18 protein-coding genes are annotated in these 19,155 nt (G+C 71.1%); 8 read left to right on the top strand and 10 right to left on the bottom strand.

Annotated features, from left to right (window positions below; genetic code table 11):
- Positions 1 to 333 precede the first annotated feature (333 nt).
- Positions 334 to 672, top strand: a complete 339-nt coding sequence (wblA, locus tag AB0J04_RS05585) for a transcriptional regulator WblA (protein WP_363167142.1) — start codon at positions 334 to 336, stop codon at positions 670 to 672.
- A 30-nt stretch (positions 673 to 702) separates the two neighbouring features.
- Here wblA and AB0J04_RS05580 read toward each other — a convergent pair whose 3' ends face one another.
- Together AB0J04_RS05580 and AB0J04_RS05575 are read right to left on the bottom strand one after the other, a co-directional pair.
- The gene (locus AB0J04_RS05580) at positions 703 to 2,088 is read right to left on the bottom strand and encodes an ArsA family ATPase (RefSeq protein ID WP_363167077.1); all 1,386 of its coding nucleotides are present in this window, start codon (positions 2,086 to 2,088) and stop codon (positions 703 to 705) included.
- Positions 2,085 to 3,062: an ArsA-related P-loop ATPase gene (locus tag AB0J04_RS05575; RefSeq protein WP_363167076.1), complete on the bottom strand. Its 978-nt coding sequence runs from the start codon at positions 3,060 to 3,062 to the stop codon at positions 2,085 to 2,087. Before AB0J04_RS05575 ends, AB0J04_RS05580 begins: the two co-directional genes overlap by 4 nt.
- Before the next feature lie 119 nt (positions 3,063 to 3,181).
- Between AB0J04_RS05575 and AB0J04_RS05570 the strand changes: the two genes are divergently transcribed.
- From AB0J04_RS05570 to AB0J04_RS05555, 4 genes are all read left to right on the top strand, one after another.
- Positions 3,182 to 3,340: a DUF4177 domain-containing protein gene (locus tag AB0J04_RS05570; RefSeq protein WP_020129281.1), complete on the top strand. Its 159-nt coding sequence runs from the start codon at positions 3,182 to 3,184 to the stop codon at positions 3,338 to 3,340.
- Positions 3,337 to 3,801: a RidA family protein gene (locus tag AB0J04_RS05565; protein WP_363167075.1), complete on the top strand. Its 465-nt coding sequence runs from the start codon at positions 3,337 to 3,339 to the stop codon at positions 3,799 to 3,801. Before AB0J04_RS05570 ends, AB0J04_RS05565 begins: the two co-directional genes overlap by 4 nt.
- An 83-nt stretch (positions 3,802 to 3,884) precedes the next feature.
- Positions 3,885 to 4,808 (top strand): NUDIX hydrolase, encoded by a 924-nt coding sequence (locus AB0J04_RS05560; RefSeq protein WP_363167074.1) that lies wholly within the window; start codon positions 3,885 to 3,887, stop codon positions 4,806 to 4,808.
- Entirely contained in the window at positions 4,805 to 5,692 is an 888-nt protein-coding gene (locus AB0J04_RS05555; protein ID WP_363167073.1) for an MBL fold metallo-hydrolase, read from the top strand. The genes AB0J04_RS05560 and AB0J04_RS05555 overlap by 4 nt, the downstream gene beginning before the upstream one ends.
- Here the strand turns inward: AB0J04_RS05555 and AB0J04_RS05550 are convergent.
- Positions 5,689 to 6,516 carry a nucleotidyltransferase domain-containing protein gene (locus AB0J04_RS05550; RefSeq protein WP_363167072.1) on the bottom strand — a complete coding sequence of 276 codons (828 nt, stop codon included), beginning with the start codon at positions 6,514 to 6,516 and terminating at the stop codon, positions 5,689 to 5,691. The two genes, AB0J04_RS05555 and AB0J04_RS05550, sit on opposite strands and share 4 nt — an antisense overlap.
- Positions 6,517 to 6,609: 93 nt before the next feature.
- A complete protein-coding gene (locus tag AB0J04_RS05545; RefSeq protein ID WP_020129286.1) occupies positions 6,610 to 7,284 on the bottom strand; it encodes a Crp/Fnr family transcriptional regulator in 675 nt (224 codons plus the stop codon).
- Positions 7,285 to 7,612: 328 nt separating this feature from the next.
- Between AB0J04_RS05545 and nth the strand changes: the two genes are divergently transcribed.
- The 3 genes from nth to AB0J04_RS05530 all read left to right on the top strand — a co-directional run bounded on the left by nth (position 7,613) and on the right by AB0J04_RS05530 (position 10,557).
- Entirely contained in the window at positions 7,613 to 8,548 is a 936-nt protein-coding gene (gene nth, locus AB0J04_RS05540) for an endonuclease III (protein WP_363167071.1), read from the top strand.
- 100 nt (positions 8,549 to 8,648) lie between these two features.
- Entirely contained in the window at positions 8,649 to 9,344 is a 696-nt protein-coding gene (locus AB0J04_RS05535) for a CoA pyrophosphatase (RefSeq protein WP_363167070.1), read from the top strand.
- Positions 9,345 to 9,357: 13 nt separating this feature from the next.
- On the top strand, positions 9,358 to 10,557 hold the full coding sequence (locus AB0J04_RS05530) for a MarP family serine protease (protein WP_363167069.1): 1,200 nt from the start codon (positions 9,358 to 9,360) through the stop codon (positions 10,555 to 10,557).
- Between the two features lie 45 nt (positions 10,558 to 10,602).
- Here the strand turns inward: AB0J04_RS05530 and AB0J04_RS05525 are convergent, their stop codons facing one another.
- The 6 genes from AB0J04_RS05525 to AB0J04_RS05500 form a co-directional block, all read right to left on the bottom strand.
- Entirely contained in the window at positions 10,603 to 10,785 is a 183-nt protein-coding gene (locus AB0J04_RS05525; RefSeq protein WP_363167068.1) for a hypothetical protein, read from the bottom strand.
- Between the two features lie 127 nt (positions 10,786 to 10,912).
- Entirely contained in the window at positions 10,913 to 11,878 is a 966-nt protein-coding gene (locus AB0J04_RS05520; protein ID WP_363167067.1) for an alpha/beta hydrolase, read from the bottom strand.
- Positions 11,875 to 12,363, bottom strand: coding sequence for a phage holin family protein (locus AB0J04_RS05515; RefSeq protein WP_363167066.1), 489 nt, complete (start codon positions 12,361 to 12,363; stop codon positions 11,875 to 11,877). Before AB0J04_RS05515 ends, AB0J04_RS05520 begins: the two co-directional genes overlap by 4 nt.
- An 89-nt stretch (positions 12,364 to 12,452) precedes the next feature.
- Positions 12,453 to 13,931, bottom strand: coding sequence for a Na+/H+ antiporter NhaA (gene nhaA / locus AB0J04_RS05510; protein ID WP_363167065.1), 1,479 nt, complete (start codon positions 13,929 to 13,931; stop codon positions 12,453 to 12,455).
- Between the two features lie 253 nt (positions 13,932 to 14,184).
- Entirely contained in the window at positions 14,185 to 16,143 is a 1,959-nt protein-coding gene (gene acs / locus AB0J04_RS05505) for an acetate--CoA ligase (protein WP_363167064.1), read from the bottom strand.
- A gap of 357 nt (positions 16,144 to 16,500) precedes the next feature.
- Positions 16,501 to 19,140 carry a bifunctional SulP family inorganic anion transporter/carbonic anhydrase gene (locus AB0J04_RS05500; RefSeq protein WP_363167063.1) on the bottom strand — a complete coding sequence of 880 codons (2,640 nt, stop codon included), beginning with the start codon at positions 19,138 to 19,140 and terminating at the stop codon, positions 16,501 to 16,503.
- Between the last annotated feature and the right edge of the window lie 15 nt (positions 19,141 to 19,155).

Here is a 19,155-nt window from a genome sequence, read left to right as displayed (position 1 = left end):
GCAGGGCTACGTATCAATACGTCCGGCGACCCCGAATCGTTCCGGTCGTTCCCCAACTTTTTTGGTGGATGCGTGTCCGAATCCGCCTTGTGTGTCACTCGGCGTCCGTTGTGACTCAACTGAACTGTCCCGTTTGCCGGGAAAGTCACGTATGTCGCGGGCTCACTCCCCCGGGTGATCTGCCGCTTACGCATAGTCCGTTCGGGCCATTCAAGATTGGGCCCGAAGGGGGTGTTGCGCTGTGCCCACCTTCCGTAACGTCCTCAACTGGCGGCGGTGAATATGCCGCTGCCGCCGTGGGGGAGCCTCGATTCGGGAGAGGACGGCGCCGGTATGGGCTGGGTAACCGACTGGAGTGCGCAGGCTGCCTGCCGCACTACCGATCCGGATGAACTGTTCGTTCAGGGAGCAGCGCAGAACAGGGCCAAGGCGGTGTGCACCGGATGCCCGGTACGCACCGAATGCCTGGCCGACGCGCTCGACAACCGCGTCGAGTTCGGCGTGTGGGGAGGCATGACGGAGCGTGAGCGCCGCGCACTGCTGCGCAGGCGGCCGACGGTGACCTCCTGGCGCCGGCTCCTGGAGACGGCGCGTTCGGAGTACGAGCGTGGGGCGGGCATCCTGCCGCTCGACGACGACCAGATGTACGAGAACTTCGCGGCGGTGAGCTGACGTGCTGACGTGAGCTGAGGAGACCTCGGCTCAGGCGTCGGAAGCCTCGGCGGTCCCGGCGTCGGCAACCTCAGGCAGCTCCGGTCGGTTGGCCGCGAGCCGGTTCCCGATGTCCCGCAGCCCCGTGAGGTCGTGCACATCGCCGGGCAGCGCGGCCACTTCGGCCACCGCCACCTCGGGGTGGAGCGCGGTGAAGCGGTCACGCGTGCGCTGCTCGCGAGAGAGCAGATGCATGCGTTCCGCGTGCAGCCTCAGCAGGCTTGCGGTGAGGTCGTCAACGGTCCGGTCCGCGTCGGTGGGGGCGTCGTGTTCCGGATCGGGTGCCGCATCAGGTGCGGGGCGAGCGGCTGCTTCCGGATCGGGTGCGGGAGGTTCTGAACTGTCGTACGAGTCGGGAGAGTTACGAAGTCCAGCTTTCCCGCCGTCCTGATCCACAATGCCGGGCTCTTCAAGATTTTCCGCAGCGGCGAGCGCCCGCTCGGCGGACAAGTGGGCGGCACCGCTGCCATGGACGCGGTTGAGCACCAGACCGGCCAGCGGCATGTCCTCGGCGGCCAGTCGCTCCACGAAGTACGCGGCCTCCCGCAGCGCGTCCCGCTCGGGAGCCGCCACCACCAGGAACGCCGTGCCGGGCGCCTGGAGCAGCTTGTACGTGGCGTCCGCGCGCGTGCGAAAGCCGCCGAACATGGAGTCCATCGCCGCCACGAACGTCTGCACGTCCTTCAGCAGCTGGCCGCCGAGCAGTTTGCCGAGCGCGCCCGTCATCATCGACATTCCGACGTTCAGGAACTTCATCCCCGCCCGGCCGCCGACCTTGGCGGGCGCGAGCAGGACGCGGATCAGCTTGCCGTCCAGGAACGACCCGAGCCGCTTCGGCGCGTCCAGGAAGTCCAGCGCCGAACGCGACGGCGGGGTGTCGACGACGATCAGATCCCACTCCTCACGCGCGCGTAGCTGCCCGAGCTTCTCCATCGCCATGTACTCCTGCGTGCCCGCGAAGCCCGCCGAGAGCGACTGGTAGAAGGGGTTGCCCAGGATCGCGTCCGCCCGCTCGCCGTCCGCGTGCGCCTCGACGATCTCGTCGAAGGTGCGCTTCATGTCGAGCATCATCGCGTGCAGTTCGCCGGTCCCCTCGACGCCCTTGACGCGGCGCGGAGTGTTGTCCAGCGAGTCGATGCCCATGGACTGCGCGAGCCGGCGGGCCGGGTCGATGGTGAGGACCACCACCTTGCGGCCGCGCTCGGCCGCCCGGAGGCCCAGCGCCGCCGCCGTGGTCGTCTTGCCGACGCCGCCCGAGCCGCAGCACACCACGATGCGGGTCGCCGGGTCGTCGAGCAGCGGATCGAGGTCCAGCACGGGCGCGGGGGAGAGCCGGCGACGGGTGCTTCCGTGGTCGTGAGCCTGGTCCGGACTCATGCGATCCCCTGCTTCCGCAGTTCGGTGGCGAGCTGGTAGAGGCCCGCGAGGTCCATGCCCTCGGCGAGCAACGGAAGTTCGTGCAACGGCAGGTCCAGGCCGCCCAGGACCGCGCGCTGCTCGTGCTCCAGCGCATACCGCTCGCCGTACTCCTCGGCCTGCCGGAGGAGCGGATCCACCAGCCGCTCGGCGCGCCCGCCGCGCCGCGCCCCGCCCAGCCCGGCCGCGGACAACGACCGGGCGACAGAAGAACGCGTCACGGTCCGGACGAGTTCCAACCCGTCCTCGTCCAGCACCTCGGGCCGCACCATGTTGACGATGATCCGCCCCACCGGCAGCTTCGCCGCCCGCAACTCGGAGATGCCGTCGGCGGTCTCCTGGACGGGCATCTCCTCCAGCAGCGTGACCAGATGCACGGCCGTCTCCGCCGACTTCAGCACCCGCATCACGGCCTGCGCCTGATTGTGTATCGGGCCGATCCGGGCCAGCCCGGCGACCTCGTCGTTGACGTTCAGGAAGCGGGTGACGCGGCCCGTGGGCGGGGCGTCCATGACGACGTAGTCGTACACGAACCGCCCGTTCTTGTCCTTGCGCCGTACCGCCTCGCACGCCTTGCCGGTGAGGAGCACGTCCCTCAGGCCGGGCGCTACGGTGGTGGCGAAGTCGATCGCGCCGAGCTTCTTCAGGGCCCGGCCGGCGCTTCCCAGCTTGTAGAACATCTGGAGGTAGTCCAGAAGGGCCAGTTCGGGGTCGATGGCCAGCGCGTACACCTCACCGCCCCCCGAGGCGACGGCGATCTTGCGTTCCTCATAGGGCAACGCCTCCGTCTCGAAGAGCTGTGCGATGCCCTGCCGGCCCTCCACCTCGACGAGAAGCGTTCGCTTCCCCGCCGTGGCGAGGGCAAGCGCGAGTGCCGCGGCGACCGTCGTCTTTCCGGTCCCGCCCTTTCCGCTGACGACCTGGAGCCTGCTCACGTCTTCGAGCGTAACCAGTCGGCGCCCGAGGCAATCGGGAGGCTGTGGACAACGGGGCGGCAATCGGCCACATGGCCTGTGGAACAGCCCCTCGGGCGACAGCGGATACAGTCGGGCCCATGACCAAGTGGGAATACGCAACCGTGCCGCTGCTCGTCCACGCCACGAAGCAGATTCTGGACACCTGGGGCGAGGACGGCTGGGAGCTCGTCCAGGTCGTGCCCGGGCCGAACAACCCGGAGCAGCTCGTCGCCTACCTGAAGCGGGCCAAGGCGTGAGTGCGGTCGAGGCGAGGCTCGCCGAGCTGGGGCTGACCCTCCCGGCGGTCGTGCCGCCGCTGGCCGCCTACCAGCCCGCCGTGCAGTCCGGCCCGTACGTGTACACGGCCGGCCAGCTGCCCATGGTGGACGGGAAACTGCCGGTCACCGGCAAGGTCGGCGCCGAGGTCACCGCCGAGGAGGCCAAGGAGCTGGCCCGCACCTGCGCGCTGAACGCCCTGGCCGCCGTCAAGTCGGTCACGGGAGATCTGGACCGCATCGCGCGCGTGGTGAAGGTCGTCGGCTTCGTGGCGTCGGCCACGGACTTCACCGGCCAGCCGGGCGTCCTCAACGGCGCGAGCGAGCTGCTGGGCGAGGTTCTCGGCGACAAGGGCGTGCACGCGCGCAGCGCGGTGGGCGTCGCGGTGCTGCCGCTGGACGCGCCCGTGGAGGTCGAGATCCAGGTGGAGCTCCTCCCGTAGGAGTACGGCCGTAGAGCCCCTGGGCGCGCTCTGACCTCGGGGACCTCTCGAACATTCGCGCACCAGGGGATAGCCTCGCGCCCATGGCTAATGGGCAGTGGTTTCCCCGGGACTGGCCGGAACGCATTCGCGCGCTTGCGGACGGCACGCTCATCCCGGTCGCCCCGAAGCGCGCGGCCACCGTCATGCTCCTGAAGGACACCGACAGCGGCCCCGTCGTCCACATGCTGCGCAGACGCGCCTCCATGGCCTTCGCCGGAGGCGCGTACGCGTATCCGGGCGGCGGCGTCGATCCACGTGATGACGACCGTCACGTCCGCTGGGCGGGCCCCACGCGCGCGTGGTGGGCCGAGCGGCTCGGCGTCGACGAGACGGCGGCCCAGGCGATCGTCTGCGCGGCCGTGCGCGAGACCTACGAGGAGGCCGGCGTCCTGCTCGCGGGGCCGACCCCCGACTCCGTCGTCGGCGACACCACGGGCGCCGACTGGGAGGCCGACCGGGCCGCGGTGGTCGCCCGGGACCTGTCCTTCGCCGAGTTCCTCGACCGGCGCGGCCTGGTCCTGCGCTCCGATCTGCTCGGCGCCTGGACGCGCTGGATCACTCCGGAGTTCGAGCCGCGCCGCTACGACACCTGGTTCTTCGTGGCCGCGCTCCCTGAGGGCCAGCGCACCCGCAACGCCTCCACGGAGGCCGACCGCACGGTGTGGATCCGTCCCTCGGACGCGGCCGCCTCGTACGACAAGGGCGAACTGCTGATGATGCCGCCGACCATCGCGACCCTGCGCGGGCTCGCCCCGCACGCCACGGCCGCGGACGCGCTCGCCGCGGCCCCCGACCTCGACCTGACCCCCGTCCTGGCGGAGGCCCGCCTGGAGGACGACGAGGTCGTGCTGTCCTGGCCGGGGCATGACGAGTTCACCAAGCACATCCCGCTCGGGACCGCCGAGCCGACCGGGACGGTCGAGGCGATCGAGGCGATCGAGACGACCCCCGGGGGCCCCGCATGACCGACGCAGCCGCCCTCCCCGGCCAGCCGCGAGGCGGAGTCCTCTCGGGGGCCGCCACCCCGCGCGCGGTCAACGTCCTCGCGCCGAACGCCTCCGCGATGACCCTGGACGGCACGAACACCTGGATCGTCTCCGAGCCCGACTCCGACCTGGCCGTCGTGATCGACCCCGGCCCGCTGGACGACGGCCATCTGCGCGCGGTCGTCGGCGCCGCCGAGCAGGCCGGCAAGCGCGTCGCTCTGACCCTGCTGACGCACGGACACCCCGACCACGCCGAAGGCGCCGCCCGCTTCGCCGGGCTGACCGGGACGAAGGTGCGGGCTCTGGACCCGGCGCTGCGGCTGGGCGACGAGGGCCTGGGCGCCGGGGACGTGATCGCGGTGGGCGGTCTGGAGCTGCGGGTCGTGCCGACGCCCGGCCACACCGCCGACTCGCTCTGCTTCCACCTCCCGGCCGACCGTGCCGTCCTGACCGGCGACACGATCCTCGGCCGCGGCACGACCGTCGTCGCCCACCCCGACGGCCGTCTGGGCGACTATCTGGACTCCCTGCGGCGGCTCAGGTCCCTCACGGTCGACGACGGCGTCCACACCGTCCTGCCGGGCCACGGGCCGGTCCTGGAAGACGCCCAGGGCGTCGTCGAGTTCTACCTCGCCCACCGCGCCCACCGCCTCGCCCAGGTCGAGACGGCCGTCGAGGACGGCTACCGCACCTCCGCCGAGGTCGTCGCGCACGTGTACGCCGACGTCGACCGCTCGCTGTGGCCGGCCGCGGAGCTGTCGGTCAGGGCGCAACTCGAGTACCTGACGGAGCACGGGCTCATCCAGGACATGTCCGGCGAGCTCGGCGGGCCGGGTGGGCTCGGCGGGTTCCGTGGGCTCTAGGGTCGATCGGGCCTCGGGGCCTTCACGCCGTGCACGCGCGTGTACTCCTGCGCGAGCCAGGGGCCGAGGTCGTCCACGTAGGACGTGAGGACGGCACGGTCGCCCTTGGGCGCGTACCCGAGGACAGCCGCCGCCCGTAGCTGCTCCGCCCGCTGCGGGTAGTACCCGCCGAAGGCCTCCGCCATCTCGTGCAGGTCGCTCGTCCAGCCGTTCCAGCGGGGCATGACGAGCGTGAACGCGGTGCGTACGAGGTGCCGGGACATGAACCGGACGAGCGGCCGCAGCGCCTCCTCGGAGTCCTCCGCCGAGGCGACGCGGCCGCGCCAGCGCGGCAGGAAGAGGTCAAGGTCGCCGTTGGTCTCGCGCGCGAGGAGCGAGTCGGGACGGTATCGGGGGAGGTGCTCGGCGAGGTCCTCGCCGAGCAGCGGTGTGCACAGGCAAGCCACGAACCATCCCAGGTCGTGCCGCTCCAGCTCGCTCAGCACGCACGCGTGGCCGACGAGCAGCGTTCCGCCGCCGTCGATCTGAGGGAACTCCTGGTCGAGGGCCTCGTCGAGCGCACGGGCGTCGGCCCGGTCGGTATCGGTCGGCTCTTCGCGCAGCACGGCGAGCAGGTCGAGGTCGCTGCGGCCCACGCGCGCGGTGCCGCGCGGAATCGACCCGTAGAGGTAGGCGCTGTGCAGCCGCGTCCCGAAGACGTCCGCCAGCCGGTCCCGGGCGGCTGCGACGACGGGACGGTAGGCGTGCGGCACGCGCGCGAGGGAGCCCTCGCGAGCGATGTGTCCCTGGGCGTCGAGGCCACGGAGGGGAACCGTTTCAGCCATGGGTCACCTGTGCCCGCTCCCGCCTGTCCGGTGCGGTCTGGGGGCGCAGCCCCCAGGACGGTCCGCTACGCACCGTACGGCCGAGACCGAGCGTCAGCGGGACCGCTTCGCCAGCCGCTCCACGTCCAGCAGGATGACCGCGCGTGCCTCCAGGCGGAGCCACCCGCGCTGGGCGAAGTCCGCCAGCGCCTTGTTCACGGTCTCGCGGGACGCGCCGACGAGCTGGGCCAGCTCCTCCTGCGTCAGGTCGTGGACGACGTGGATGCCCTCTTCGGACTGCACGCCGAAGCGGCGCGAGAGGTCCAGCAGGGCGCGGGCCACGCGGCCGGGGACGTCCGAGAAGACGAGGTCGGACATGGCGTCGTTGGTCTTGCGCAGGCGGCGGGCGACGGCGCGCAGCAGGGCGGTGGCGACCTCGGGGCGGGCGTTCAGCCAGGGCTGGAGGTCGCCGTGGCCGAGGCCGAGGAGCTTGACCTCGGTGAGGGCGGTGGCCGTCGCGGTACGCGGGCCCGGGTCGAAGAGCGACAGCTCGCCGATGAGCTCGCTGGGGCCCACCACGGCCAGCATGTTCTCCCGGCCGTCCGGGGAGGTGCGGTGGAGCTTGACCTTGCCCTCGGTGACGACGTAGAGCCGGTCGCCCGGGTCGCCCTCGTGGAACAGGGAGTCGCCACGGGCCAGGGTCACCTCGCTCATGGAGGCGCGCAGTTCTGCGGCCTGCTCGTCGTCGAGTGCCGCGAAGAGCGGGTTGCGCCGCAGGACGTCGTCCACGAGTTCTCTCCTATTCGACCTGCTCAAGGGATCTTGCTCCCCTGCTTACCAGGGGACCGTGTTCCCCATCTTGCCGGACGGTCCAAACAGTGTGATCTGTCACAAGGATGCCGCACACATGTCCCGAGGTAAGCGGCAGGGGTCCAATTGGGGGCCGATCTTCAGGGTCCGGGGCGGATGTCGGTGCCGGGCTTTAGGCTGGCCGGGTGTCCAAATCGCCGGTGAGAGCACAGGCCGAGGGGGCTGGCGGGTGGTTGTACGTCGTGGTTCCGCTGTGGGCGAACAGGGCCCCGGCGGCGGTAGGAAAACGGCAAAGGTGACGAACGAGATGCCTGCGAAGAAAGCGGCAGACGCGGCCGACAGCGAGAAGGCCGCCGCCAAGAAGGCCGCCGCCAAGAAGGCCGCCGCCAAGAAGGCCGCTGCGAAGCCGGGCGCTGCGAAGACGGCGGCTGCGAAGACGATGGCCGCGAAAGCGGTCGCCGGGAAGAAGCCCGAGTCGCACACCGCTCTGGTCCGCCGTGCTCGCCGGATCAACCGCGAACTCGCCGAGATCTACCCCTACGCGCACCCCGAGCTGGACTTCGAGAACCCCTTCCAGCTGGTCGTCGCCACGGTCCTGTCCGCCCAGACCACCGACCTCCGGGTCAACCAGACGACCCCCGGCCTCTTCGCCAAGTACCCCACCCCCGAGGACCTGGCCGCCGCCGACCCGGAGCAGGTCGAGGAGATCCTCCGCCCCACCGGCTTCTTCCGCGCCAAGACCAAGTCGGTGATAGGGCTCTCCAAGGCCCTGGTGGAGGAGTTCGGCGGCGAGGTGCCCGGCCGGCTGGAGGACCTGGTGAAGCTGCCCGGCGTCGGCCGCAAGACCGCCTTCGTGGTGTTGGGGAACGCGTTCGGCCGGCCTGGAATCACGGTGGACACGCACTTCCAGCGGCTCGTGCGGCGCTGGAAGTGGACGGCGGCCACCGAGCCCGACAAGATCGAGACCGCCGTCGGCGCACTCTTCCCCAAGAGCGAGTGGACGATGCTCTCGCACCATGTGATCTTCCACGGCCGCCGCATCTGTCACGCGCGCAAACCGGCCTGCGGCGCCTGCCCCATCGCCCCGCTCTGCCCGGCGTACGGCGAGGGCGAGACGGACCCGGAGAAGGCGAAGAAGCTGCTCAAGTACGAGAAGGGCGGCTTCCCCGGCCAGCGCCTGAACCCGCCCCGGTCCTACCTGGACGCCGGTGGCAAACCGGCCCCTCCGCTGAGGGCCGGATGACGGAAGGGCTGACGACGGCGTGGGCGGCCGTCGGGCGGTTCGCGGAACGATCAGGTGGTGTTCGGGCGTTGGAATCGGCAGAACGGGGGGTGGTGCGGCGATGACACGCGCGAGCGATACCCAGGGCGGTCCGGTGACGCTCAGCAAAGAGGGCCTGCCCGGCTGGCTGGATCCGGTGGTGCACGCCGCGGACACCGTCGAGCCGCTCCAGCTCAGCCGCTTCCTGCCGCCGGAGAACGGCGCGGGGCGCCAGTCCGCCGTCCTGATCCTGTTCGGCGAGGGCGAGCGCGGCCCCGAGCTGCTGCTCATGGAGCGTGCGAGCTCACTGCGCTCGCACGCCGGCCAGCCCTCCTTCCCGGGCGGCGCCCTCGACCCGGCGGACGGCGATCCGCACGGTGACGGGCCGCTGCGGGCCGCCCTGCGCGAGGCCGAGGAGGAGACCGGGCTCGATCCGTCGGGCGTCCAGCTCTTCGGTGTGCTGCCCAAGCTGTACATCCCGGTCAGCGGCTTCGTCGTCACCCCGGTCCTGGGCTGGTGGCGCGAGCCGAGCCCGGTCGGCGTGGTCGACCCCGGTGAGACGGCCCGTGTCTTCACGGTCCCCGTGGCGGATCTCACCGACCCCGGCAACCGGGCCACGACCGTGCACCCCAGCGGCCATCGCGGACCGGCGTTTCTGGTCGAATCGGCCCTTGTGTGGGGTTTCACGGCCGGAGTGATCGACCGCCTGCTGCACTTCGCGGGCTGGGAGCACCCCTGGGACCGTGAGAAGCAGGTCCCGCTCGACTGGCGGTCATGACAGGGTGTCGCTCGTGAATGTGCTGGACATCCTGTTGCTGGTCGCGGCCGTCTGGTTCGCGGTCGTGGGCTACCGCCAGGGCTTCGTCGTCGGCATCCTGTCGGTGATCGGCTTCCTGGGCGGCGGCCTCGTCGCCGTCTATCTGCTGCCCGTGATCTGGGACGCGCTGACCGACAACTCCGAGGTGAGCACCACGGCCGCCGTCGTCGCGGTGATCGTCGTGATCGTCTGCGCCTCGGTCGGGCAGGCCCTCACCACCCACCTGGGCAACAAGCTGCGCCGGTACATCACCTGGTCCCCGGCCCGCGCGCTGGACGCGACGGGCGGCGCGCTGGTCAACGTCGTCGCGATGCTGCTGGTCGCGTGGCTGATCGGGTCCGCCCTGGCCGGCACCACCCTGCCCACGCTGGGCAAGGAGGTCCGTAGCTCCAAGGTGCTGCACGGGGTGTCCGAGGCGCTGCCCGACCAGGCCGACACCTGGTTCGCGGATTTCTCCTCCGTCCTCGCGCAGAACGGCTTCCCGCAGGTCTTCAGCCCGTTCGCCAACGAGCCGATCACCGACGTCCAGCCGCCCGACCCGGCTCTGGCGAACAGCGCGGTGGCCACGCGCGCGCAGCGCTCCATCGTCAAGGTCATGGGGACCGCGGAGAGTTGCGGCAAGGTCCTGGAGGGCACCGGCTTCGTCTTCGGCGAGCGCCGTGTGATGACCAACGCGCACGTCGTGGGCGGCGTCGACGAGCCCACCGTCCAGATAGGCGGCGAAGGCCGCAAGTACGACGCCACGGTCGTCCTGTACGACTGGCGGCGCGACATCGCCGTCCTGGACGTGCCGGACCTCGACGCGCCCGTGCTGCAGTTCACCACCGACGACGCGGCGAGCGGCGACGACGCGATCGTGGCCGGCTTCCCGGAGAACGGGTCGTACGACGTCCGTGCCGCACGCGTGCGCGGCCGCATCACGGCCAACGGCCCGGACATCTACCACCGCGGCACCGTGCGCCGTGATGTGTACTCGCTGTACGCGACCGTCCGTCAGGGAAACTCCGGAGGCCCGCTGCTCACCGCCGACGGCAAGGTGTACGGCGTGGTCTTCGCGAAGTCCCTCGACGACTCCAACACCGGCTACGCCCTCACCGCGGACGAGATCCAGCAGGACATCGCCGCCGGGCGGACCGCGGGCCAGCAGGTGGACAGCGACAGCTGCGCCCTGTAGCCGCGAGCAGCCGGGACCGGAGCGGTCGGCCAGCTCGGCGGGTCGTCAGCCTCGAGGGTGACGCAGTCGGACCGAGACCCAGCGGGCTCGGCGGCGCAGGATGCGCGGAATGCCCACCCGGAGGTCGGAGCCCGCCAGTTGCGGGTCGCCACCTCGTCGGTGGGGGCTCAGGCCGTTGGCCGAGCGGCGGTTGCGTGCTGCGTCACTGTAGTCGTGCGTCCAGCCCATACCCCGACGTCTGCCCCTGCCCCAAGGTCGATAACCGCCCTCGGGGCCGCCAATTGGCCTATGCGGCGGGCATTTGGCTGTTCGTAGTACAGGTGTTCAGGACCGGATACCGGGCGCGATGGAACGGTCACCGATCGGGTTCGGGATCCTTCAGCCAATTGACCAGTTCGGTGGAGAAAACGACCGGATCCTCCTCGTGCGGGAAGTGGCCGAGTCCGTCGAACAGACGCCAGCGGTAAGGGGCTTCGACGTACTCGCCGGAGCCGGCCGCGCTGCGGGTGCGCATCACCGGATCGAGGGAGCCGTGCAGATGCAGCGTCGGCACCCGCACGGGTCGCTTCATCCGCCGGTAGAACTGGACGCCGTCCGGACGGGCCAACGACCGCACCAGCCACCGGTACGGCTCGACGGCGCAGTGCGCGGTGGAGGGGATGCACATCGCCCGCCGGTAGGTCTCCACGGCCTCGTCCTCCGGCGGCCGCGGGCCGGACCACTCCCGGATCAGCCGGCCCACCAGCTCGCCGTCGTCGGCGGTGAGCTGCCGCTCGGGGATCCACGGCCGCTGGAACCCCCAGATGTGGGAGCTCGCGGTCGTCTGCCGGACGTCGGCGAGCATCGCCGAGCGCCAGCGTCGGGGATGCGGCATCGAGGAGACGGCGAGCCTGCGGACCAGCTTGGGGCGCATCACGGCCGCCGTCCACGCCAGATAGCCGCCCAGGTCATGGCCGACCAGCGCGGCGTCCGGCTCGCCGAGGGAGCGGATCACGCCGGTGATGTCGAGGGCGAGGTTGGCCGGGTCGTAGCCGCGCGGCGTACGGTCGCTGCCGCCCACGCCCCGCAGGTCCATCGCGACGGCCCGGAAGCCCGCGTCGGCCAGGGCCACCAGTTGGTGCCGCCAGGTCCACCAGAACTGCGGGAAGCCGTGGACGAGCATGACCAGCGGGCCGTCCCCCAGCTCCGCGATGTGGAAACGCGCGCCGTTCGCGGCGACCTCGCGGTGGGTGACCTTGACGCCGCAGACGGCGTCAGGCCGTACGACCGAAGCGGGCTGGACGGAAGCGGGCTGGGCCGGAGGAATCGCGGGGTCCGTCATGACGACGAGCGTGCCACAGCCTCGATGGCCTCCGGGACCCGGTCCTGTGGGAGCTCGGGCCGCGGGTGCGGCTTGGCCTTCTGCAGGACGCCCGCCGTCTCCTTCACGGACGCGGCGACCTTCTGCGGGCCCTTGCTCCGCTGCGCCTTCTTCGCGAAGACCACGCCGATCAGCGCGAGGACGAGCGCGATGAGCACGTTCGCCGTGAAGGAGAGCAGGAAGCAGATCGCGAGGTTCCAGTCGCTCCAGGTCCGGATGCCGTACGCCAGCGCGAAGTTGAGCATCGGCAGGGAGAACACCAGGACCGCGCCGGCCACCGTGAACGCCCCGCCGCTCAGTGCGCCGCGCTTGACGTCCTGCTTCAGCTGAGCCTTCGCCAGCGCGATCTCGTCGTGCACCAGCGCCGACAATTCGGTCGTCGCCGAGGCGAACAGCTGGCCGATGCTGCGTTCGGCGCCGACCGGGCTGCCGTCGGGTGCGCTCATCGCGTTCTCCCTCTTGTTGCTGCTGCTTCTTGCTACTACGTGCTTCTGGCTGCGGTGCTGCTTGGGTTCTTTTGTACCGTCCCGTCAGATCATGCCGGACGGTCGGCCTCCTCGCCCGCCCCGTCCGCCACTTCGGCACGTCCGTGGCGCGCGTCGGCCGCATGCTCACTGTCTCGCCGGGCGATCTCCGCGGCCCGGCGGCGGTGCTCGGCGGCCTTGTCGTCGTAGATGTCCGCCATGCGCAGGTGGTATGCCGGGTCGTCCTGCTCATAGACGTCCGGGATGCCGTCGAGGTCGTCGTCGCGTTCCTCGGCGTCCCACATTCGGCGGTACCGGGCGTTGCGCAGCTTGAGCAGGACCGTCGCCAGGGTCGCCGCGATGAGCGAGCCCAGCAGGACGGCCGCCTTGACCTCGTCGGTCAGCGCCGCGTCGCCCTCGAAGGCGAGTTCGCCGATCAGCAGCGACACGGTGAAGCCGATGCCGGCGAGGGACGCGACGGCGAAGACGTCCGCCCAGGCGAGATCGTCACTGAGCGAGGCCCGGGTGAAGCGGACGGCCAGCCAGGTGCCGCCGAAGATGCCGATCGTCTTGCCGACGACGAGACCGAGGACGACGCCCAGGGTCTCCGGCCGGCCGAACACCTCCCCGAGCGTGCCGCCCGAGATCGTCACACCGGCGCTGAACAGGGCGAACAGCGGGACCGCGAGCCCCGCGGACAAGGGGCGCACGAGGTGCTCGACGCGCTCCCCGGGCGACTGCTCCTCGCCGTCGCGCGTCGTGCAGCGGAGCATCAGGCCCATCGCGACCCCGGCGATCGTGGCGTGCACGCCGCTGTTGTACATCAGCGCCCAGATGACGAGCGCGAGCGGCACGTACACGTACCAGCCGCGGACGCCCCTGCGCAGCAGCAGCCAGAAGACGACGAGCCCGAGGGCCGCGCCGCCCAGCGCGGCGAAGTCGATGGTGCTCGTGAAGAACACCGCGATGATCAGGATCGCGAACAGGTCGTCGACGACGGCGAGTGTGAGCAGGAAGGCGCGCAGCGCGCCCGGCAGTGACGTGCCGATGACGGCGAGCACGGCCAGCGCGAACGCGATGTCGGTGGCCGTGGGCACGGCCCAACCGCCCAGCGAGCCGCTGCCGGTGAGGTTGGTGAGCGTGTAGACGAGTGCCGGTACGGCCATGCCGCACAGCGCGGCCACGACGGGGAGCGCGGCGGCCCTGGGGTCCTTGAGGTCGCCGGCGACCAGTTCGCGCTTGAGTTCGATGCCGGCGACGAAGAAGAAGACCGCGAGTAGGCCGTCCGCCGCCCAGTGCGCGAGGGACAGGTGCAGTCCGAGGGCGTCGGGGCCGAGGTGGAAGTCGCTGACGCTCTCGTAGCTGTCGTGCAGTGCGGGGACGTTCGCCCAGATCAGCGCGGCCGCGGCGGCGAAGAGCAGCAGCACACCGCCGACGGTCTCGGTGCGCAGCGCCTCCGCGACGAAGTTCCGCTCGGGGAGGGACAGCCGCCCGAAGACCTTGCGGGGGCCGGGGGAGCGGGGGGAGTGGGCGGTGCGGGGCGCGGCCACGGGGTGGACCTCCGGTCGGTGGGCAGGACGAAGCACATGCCGACCAGACTTCCCGGCGCACCTTTGTTTAGTTTACCTAAGGTGAGTGGGGAGGGCGCGTTGAACGGTGCGTGGAAGGTGCGTGTGGAGGTGCGTGGGGAGGATCCGGTGATCCCTACGTTAGGTGCCAAAGGGCACCCGGCGCGCGTGGTGCGAGGCGCGCCGGGTGCCCTTGAACGGTCGTCCGCGGTCCGTCCCGCTCGGTCCGTCCCGCTCAGTCCTCGCTGGGCGCGGCCGGGAGCTTCGCCTGGATGAGGGTCATGACGGTGGAGTCGGTCAGGGTGGTGACGTCTCCGAGCTGACGGTTCTCCGCGACGTCCCGCAGCAGGCGGCGCATGATCTTGCCGGAGCGGGTCTTCGGCAGCTCGGCCACCGGCAGGATCCGCTTGGGCTTGGCGATCGGGCCGAGCGTCGCGCCGACGTGGTTGCGCAGGTCGTTGACGAGGTTCTCGTCCTCGGCGTTCGCCGTGCCGCGCAGGATGACGAAGGCCACGATGGCCTGCCCGGTCGTCTCGTCGGCGGCACCCACGACGGCTGCCTCGGCGACGGACGGGTGGGAGACGAGGGCCGATTCGACCTCCGTGGTGGAGATGTTGTGGCCCGACACGAGCATGACGTCGTCGACGCGGCCCAGCAGCCAGATGTCGCCGTCGTCGTCCTTCTTCGCGCCGTCGCCGGCGAAGTACCTGCCCTCGAAGCGCGACCAGTACGTGTCGAGGAACCGCTGGTCGTCGCCCCAGATGGTGCGCAGCATCGACGGCCACGGCTCGGTCAGGACCAGGTAGCCACCGCCTCCGTTCGGCACCTCGTTCGCCTCGTCGTCGACGACGGTCGCGGAGATGCCGGGCAGCGGGGTCTGCGCGGAACCGGGCTTGGTCTGGGTCACGCCGGGCAGCGGCGAGATCATCATCGCGCCGGTCTCGGTCTGCCACCAGGTGTCGACGATCGGGGTCCGGTCGCCGCCGATGTGCTTGCGGTACCAGATCCACGCCTCGGGGTTGATCGGCTCGCCGACCGAGCCCAGCACACGGAGGGAGGACAGGTCGAACTTCGCGGGGATGTCGTCGCCCCACTTCATGAACGTACGGATCGCGGTCGGCGCCGTGTACAGGATCGTCACGCCGTACTTCTGGACGATCTCCCAGAAGCGGCCCTGGTGCGGGGTGTCGGGCGTGCCCTCGTACATGACCTGGGTCGCGCCGTTGGCCAGCGGCCCGTAGACGATGTACGAGTGGCCGGTGACCCAGCCGACGTCGGCCGTGCACCAGTAGACGTCGGTCTCCGGCTTGAGGTCGAAGACCGCGTGGTGGGTGTACGCGGCCTGCGTGAGGTAACCGCCGGAGGTGTGCAGGATGCCCTTCGGCTTACCCGTGGTGCCGGAGGTGTAGAGGATGAACAGCGGGTGCTCGGCCTCGAACGCCTCGGGCGCGTGCTCGGCGGACTGCCGCTCGACGATCTCGTGCCACCACACGTCACGGCTGTCGTCCCAGGCGACCTCCTGGCCGGTGCGCCGCACGACGAGCACATGCTCGACGTTGCCGGCCTTGGCGATCGCGTCGTCGACGGCCGGCTTCAGCGCGGACGGCTTGCCGCGCCGGTAGCCGCCGTCGGACGTGATGACGACCCGCGCGTCGGCGTCCTGGATCCGGGTGGCCAGCGCGTCGGCCGAGAAGCCGCCGAAGACGACGGAGTGCGCGGCGCCGATCCGGGCGCACGCCAGCATCGCGACCGCCGTCTCGGGGATCATCGGCATGTAGACGGCGACCCGGTCGCCCTTGCGAACCCCCAGCTCCTGCAGCGCGTTGGCAGCCTTCGACACCTCGTCCTTGAGCTCGGCGTAGGTGATGGCGCGGCTGTCCCCGGGCTCGCCCTCGAAGTGGATGGCGACCCGGTCGCCGTGCCCGGCCTCCACATGCCGGTCCACGCAGTTGTAGGCGACGTTGAGTTCGCCGTCCTTGAACCACTTCGCGAAGGGCGGGTTCGACCAGTCCAGCGTCTCGGTCGGCTCCTTGGCCCAGGCCAGTCGGCGGGCCTGCTCCGCCCAGAAGCCGAGCCTGTCAGCCTTGGCCTGTTCGTACGCCTCCGCCGTGACGTTGGCGTCGGCCGCCAGGTCGGCGGGCGGCGCGAACCTGCGCTCTTCCTTGAGCAGGTTGGCCAGGCTCTCGTTGCTCACGACATCTCCCTCTCGAAGGGTGTCCGTGTCCGGTGGTGTGTCCGGCATGTGTTCGGCGATGTGTTCGGTGGTGTCCGTCGGTGTGTCCGTTGTGTCCCAGGCCACAGCTCATCAGACCCAAGGGGCCGATGACAAGGCCCGACAGAAAATTGGTTTAGACCTGTCGGGGTTCGCGATTCGGCGCTGGGCGGGCCTGGGAGCCCGAGGGTCATCCGTACCCACGGACACGGGGCGAACGGAGTTCAGCCGGTGTAACGCCTTTCACATCTCCGCGCAGGCAGAGGGATGCGGGTGCCGGTGCCGGTGCCGGTGCCGGTGTGCGAACCCGCCGGGACGGGCCGCACACCGGCGCCGGACTCACGCGGACACGTCCGCCGTTCCCACGTGGTCGAACACCCCGCCGTCGCCTTCACCGACGTCCTCGCCGCTGTCCGCCTCGGTGAGGAGATAGGCCTGGGCCTCGCCCACGTGGAAGTACAGCCCGTGCAGCTCCAGTACGCCGGCCCGCAGGGCTCGGGCCACCGGCTCATGGGCCCGCAGATGCTCCAACTGCTGGACCACGTTGGTCAGGCAGAGCTGCTCGACCGGATCGGCGGGCGCCCGCCCGGCCAGCCGGGCCAAGGAACGGCTGTCGTCGCCCATCCGCTCCAGACTCGCCACCCCGTGCCGCAGCCAGCGCTTCAGCGGCGTCCGGTCGTCACCGGGGTCGGAGTTGAGCAGCGCCTGCATGGCCCCGCACCCGGAGTGCCCGCACACCGTGATGGAGCGCACCTCCAGCACATCGACCGCGTACTCGATCGCAGCCGCCACCGAGTCGTCCCCGCTCTCCTCGCCGGGCGGCGGCACCAGGTTGCCCACATTGCGCACCACGAACAGGTCGCCGGGACCACTGGAGGTGATCATCGAGGTGACCAGCCGTGAGTCGGCGCAGGTGAGGAAGAGCTGGGTGGGCCGCTGTCCCTCCCGGGCCAGCCGGGCCAGCTCACCCCGGACCAGCGGCGCGGTGTTGCGCTGGAACGCGCTGATGCCACGCATCAGTTGATGTCCGCTCGGCTCCATGGACCGCGCAGGCTCGGTGAGTTCCGCCGTCTCAGCGGTCTCAGTGGTCCCCGTGGCTCCTGTGCTCTCCTTTCTCCGGGTCGGCTCTCCCGGCAGTGCGGTGCGGGTTGTGCGGGCCGTGCCGGCGGTGCGGGTGGTGTGCGCAGCGTGGGCCGTGTCTGCCGTGTCTGCCGTGTCTGCCGTGTCGGTCGGATCCGTCGTGCCGGTCGTCCTACGGGTCGCTGTCGTTTCCCGTGGCACCTCGCACTGGTGGTTGCGCCAGGGCGTCCAGGGACGGCAGCGGCAGTCGGCGATCGGGGCCTCTGCGGTGCGCGTGGCGTCGAGGCCTCGGGGGGTGGTCGACTCGCCCCCCTCGGCGTGGGCGCCGGCTCTGTCGTCGAGCCCTGTTCCGGAGCGGCGGCCGGTCAGTTCGACGGAGCCGCCCTGGGCGCGGTGTGTGCGCTGCCAGTCCTGGAGGGACTCGTATGCCGCGTGGTCCATGAAGGAGCCGTCCAACTCGACCACGACATGGGTGCCTTGGGGCACGTGATGCAGGATGCGGCTGAGCCGCGGCACGGCGAGGAACGTCAACTGGCCTCGTACATGGACGTGATGGACTCCTTCCGTTTCGTAGTGCGTGATGCGGGTGCGGGCGAGGCGGTGCAGGGCGACGGTGACGGCCACGGCGATGCCGAGCACCACGCCCTCCAGGACGCCGAGGAACACCACGCCGAGGGTGGTGACGGCGTACACCAGCACCTCTCGGTGGCGCGTCACCGTGCGAATGTGGTGCAGCGACACCATCTGGATGCCGACGGCCATCACCAGGGCGGCGAGTGAGGCGAGCGGGATGAGATCCAGGATCGGGACCATCAGCAGCGCGGCGACTACTACCAGAACGCCGTGCAGCATCGTGGAGTTCCGGCTCACGGCACCGGCTTGGACATTCGCCGAACTGCGCACCGCCACGCCTGCCACGGGCAGTCCGCCGAGTGCGCCGGAGACGATGTTGGCCGCGCCCTGACCCAGCAGCTCGCGGTCCAGGTCGGAGCGGCCGACACGGGTGGAGCGTGAGCCGAGCAGGGCAGGGCGCGAGGAGATCAGCTTGTCCACGGCGACGGCGCCCAGCAGCGACTGCACGCTGCACACCAGCGTGGTGGTGAGGACCGCGGCGACGAGCCCGAGCACCGGGCCCTCGGGCAGCCCGGCCAGCGCGTGACTGCTCCAGGACGGCAGGTCGACCTTGGGCACGGTGAGGCCGGCCAGCGCGGCGATCGCGGTGGCGCCTGTGACGGCGACGAGCGCGGCGGGCACCTTGTGCAGCAGGCGCCCCACCCGGCCGGGAATGCGCGGCCAGAGCAGCAGCAGGGTCAGGGTCAGCGCGCTCACGGCCACGGCCGCGGGCCGCAGGCCGGCCAATTGGGCGGGCAGGGCCCGGAGGTTGTCGAGGACGGAACTCTGCGGGTTGCCGCCGAGGACGACATGCAGTTGGGCGACGGCGATGGTGACGCCGATGCCGGCCAGCATGCCGTGCACGATGGCCGGGCTGACGGCGAGGGCGTTGCGCGCCACGCGCAGGCAGCCGAGGCCCAGTTGGGCGAGTCCGGCGAGGACGGTGATGGCGCAGGTCGCCCGCCAGCCGTAGCGGTGGATGAGGTCGGCGGTGACGACGGTCAGGCCCGCTGCGGGGCCGCTGACCTGGAGCGGCGAGCCGCCGAGCCAGCCGGCGACGATCCCGCCCACGGCGGCGGCGACGAGGCCGGCTCGCAGGGGCGCGCCGGTGGCGAGGGCGATGCCGAGGGACAGGGGCAGGGCGATCAGGAAGACCGCGATCGAGGCGGACACGTCGGCGCCCGCGATGTGGAAGCGGCGGTTCGGGGCCGGTGGGGGGCTGTGGGGTCGGTGGACACGCTCGGTGCGCGTCGAGCGGGCGGTGCGGGTGGGGACGCAGGCGGCCATTTTCCCGTCTCCTCC

This window comes from Streptomyces sp. NPDC050263 (assembly GCF_040655955.1).
Taxonomy (GTDB): Bacteria; Actinomycetota; Actinomycetes; order Streptomycetales; family Streptomycetaceae; genus Streptomyces.
The sequence above is the reverse complement of the archived record's forward strand: the minus strand, read 5'-3'. Positions and strand labels throughout refer to the sequence as shown.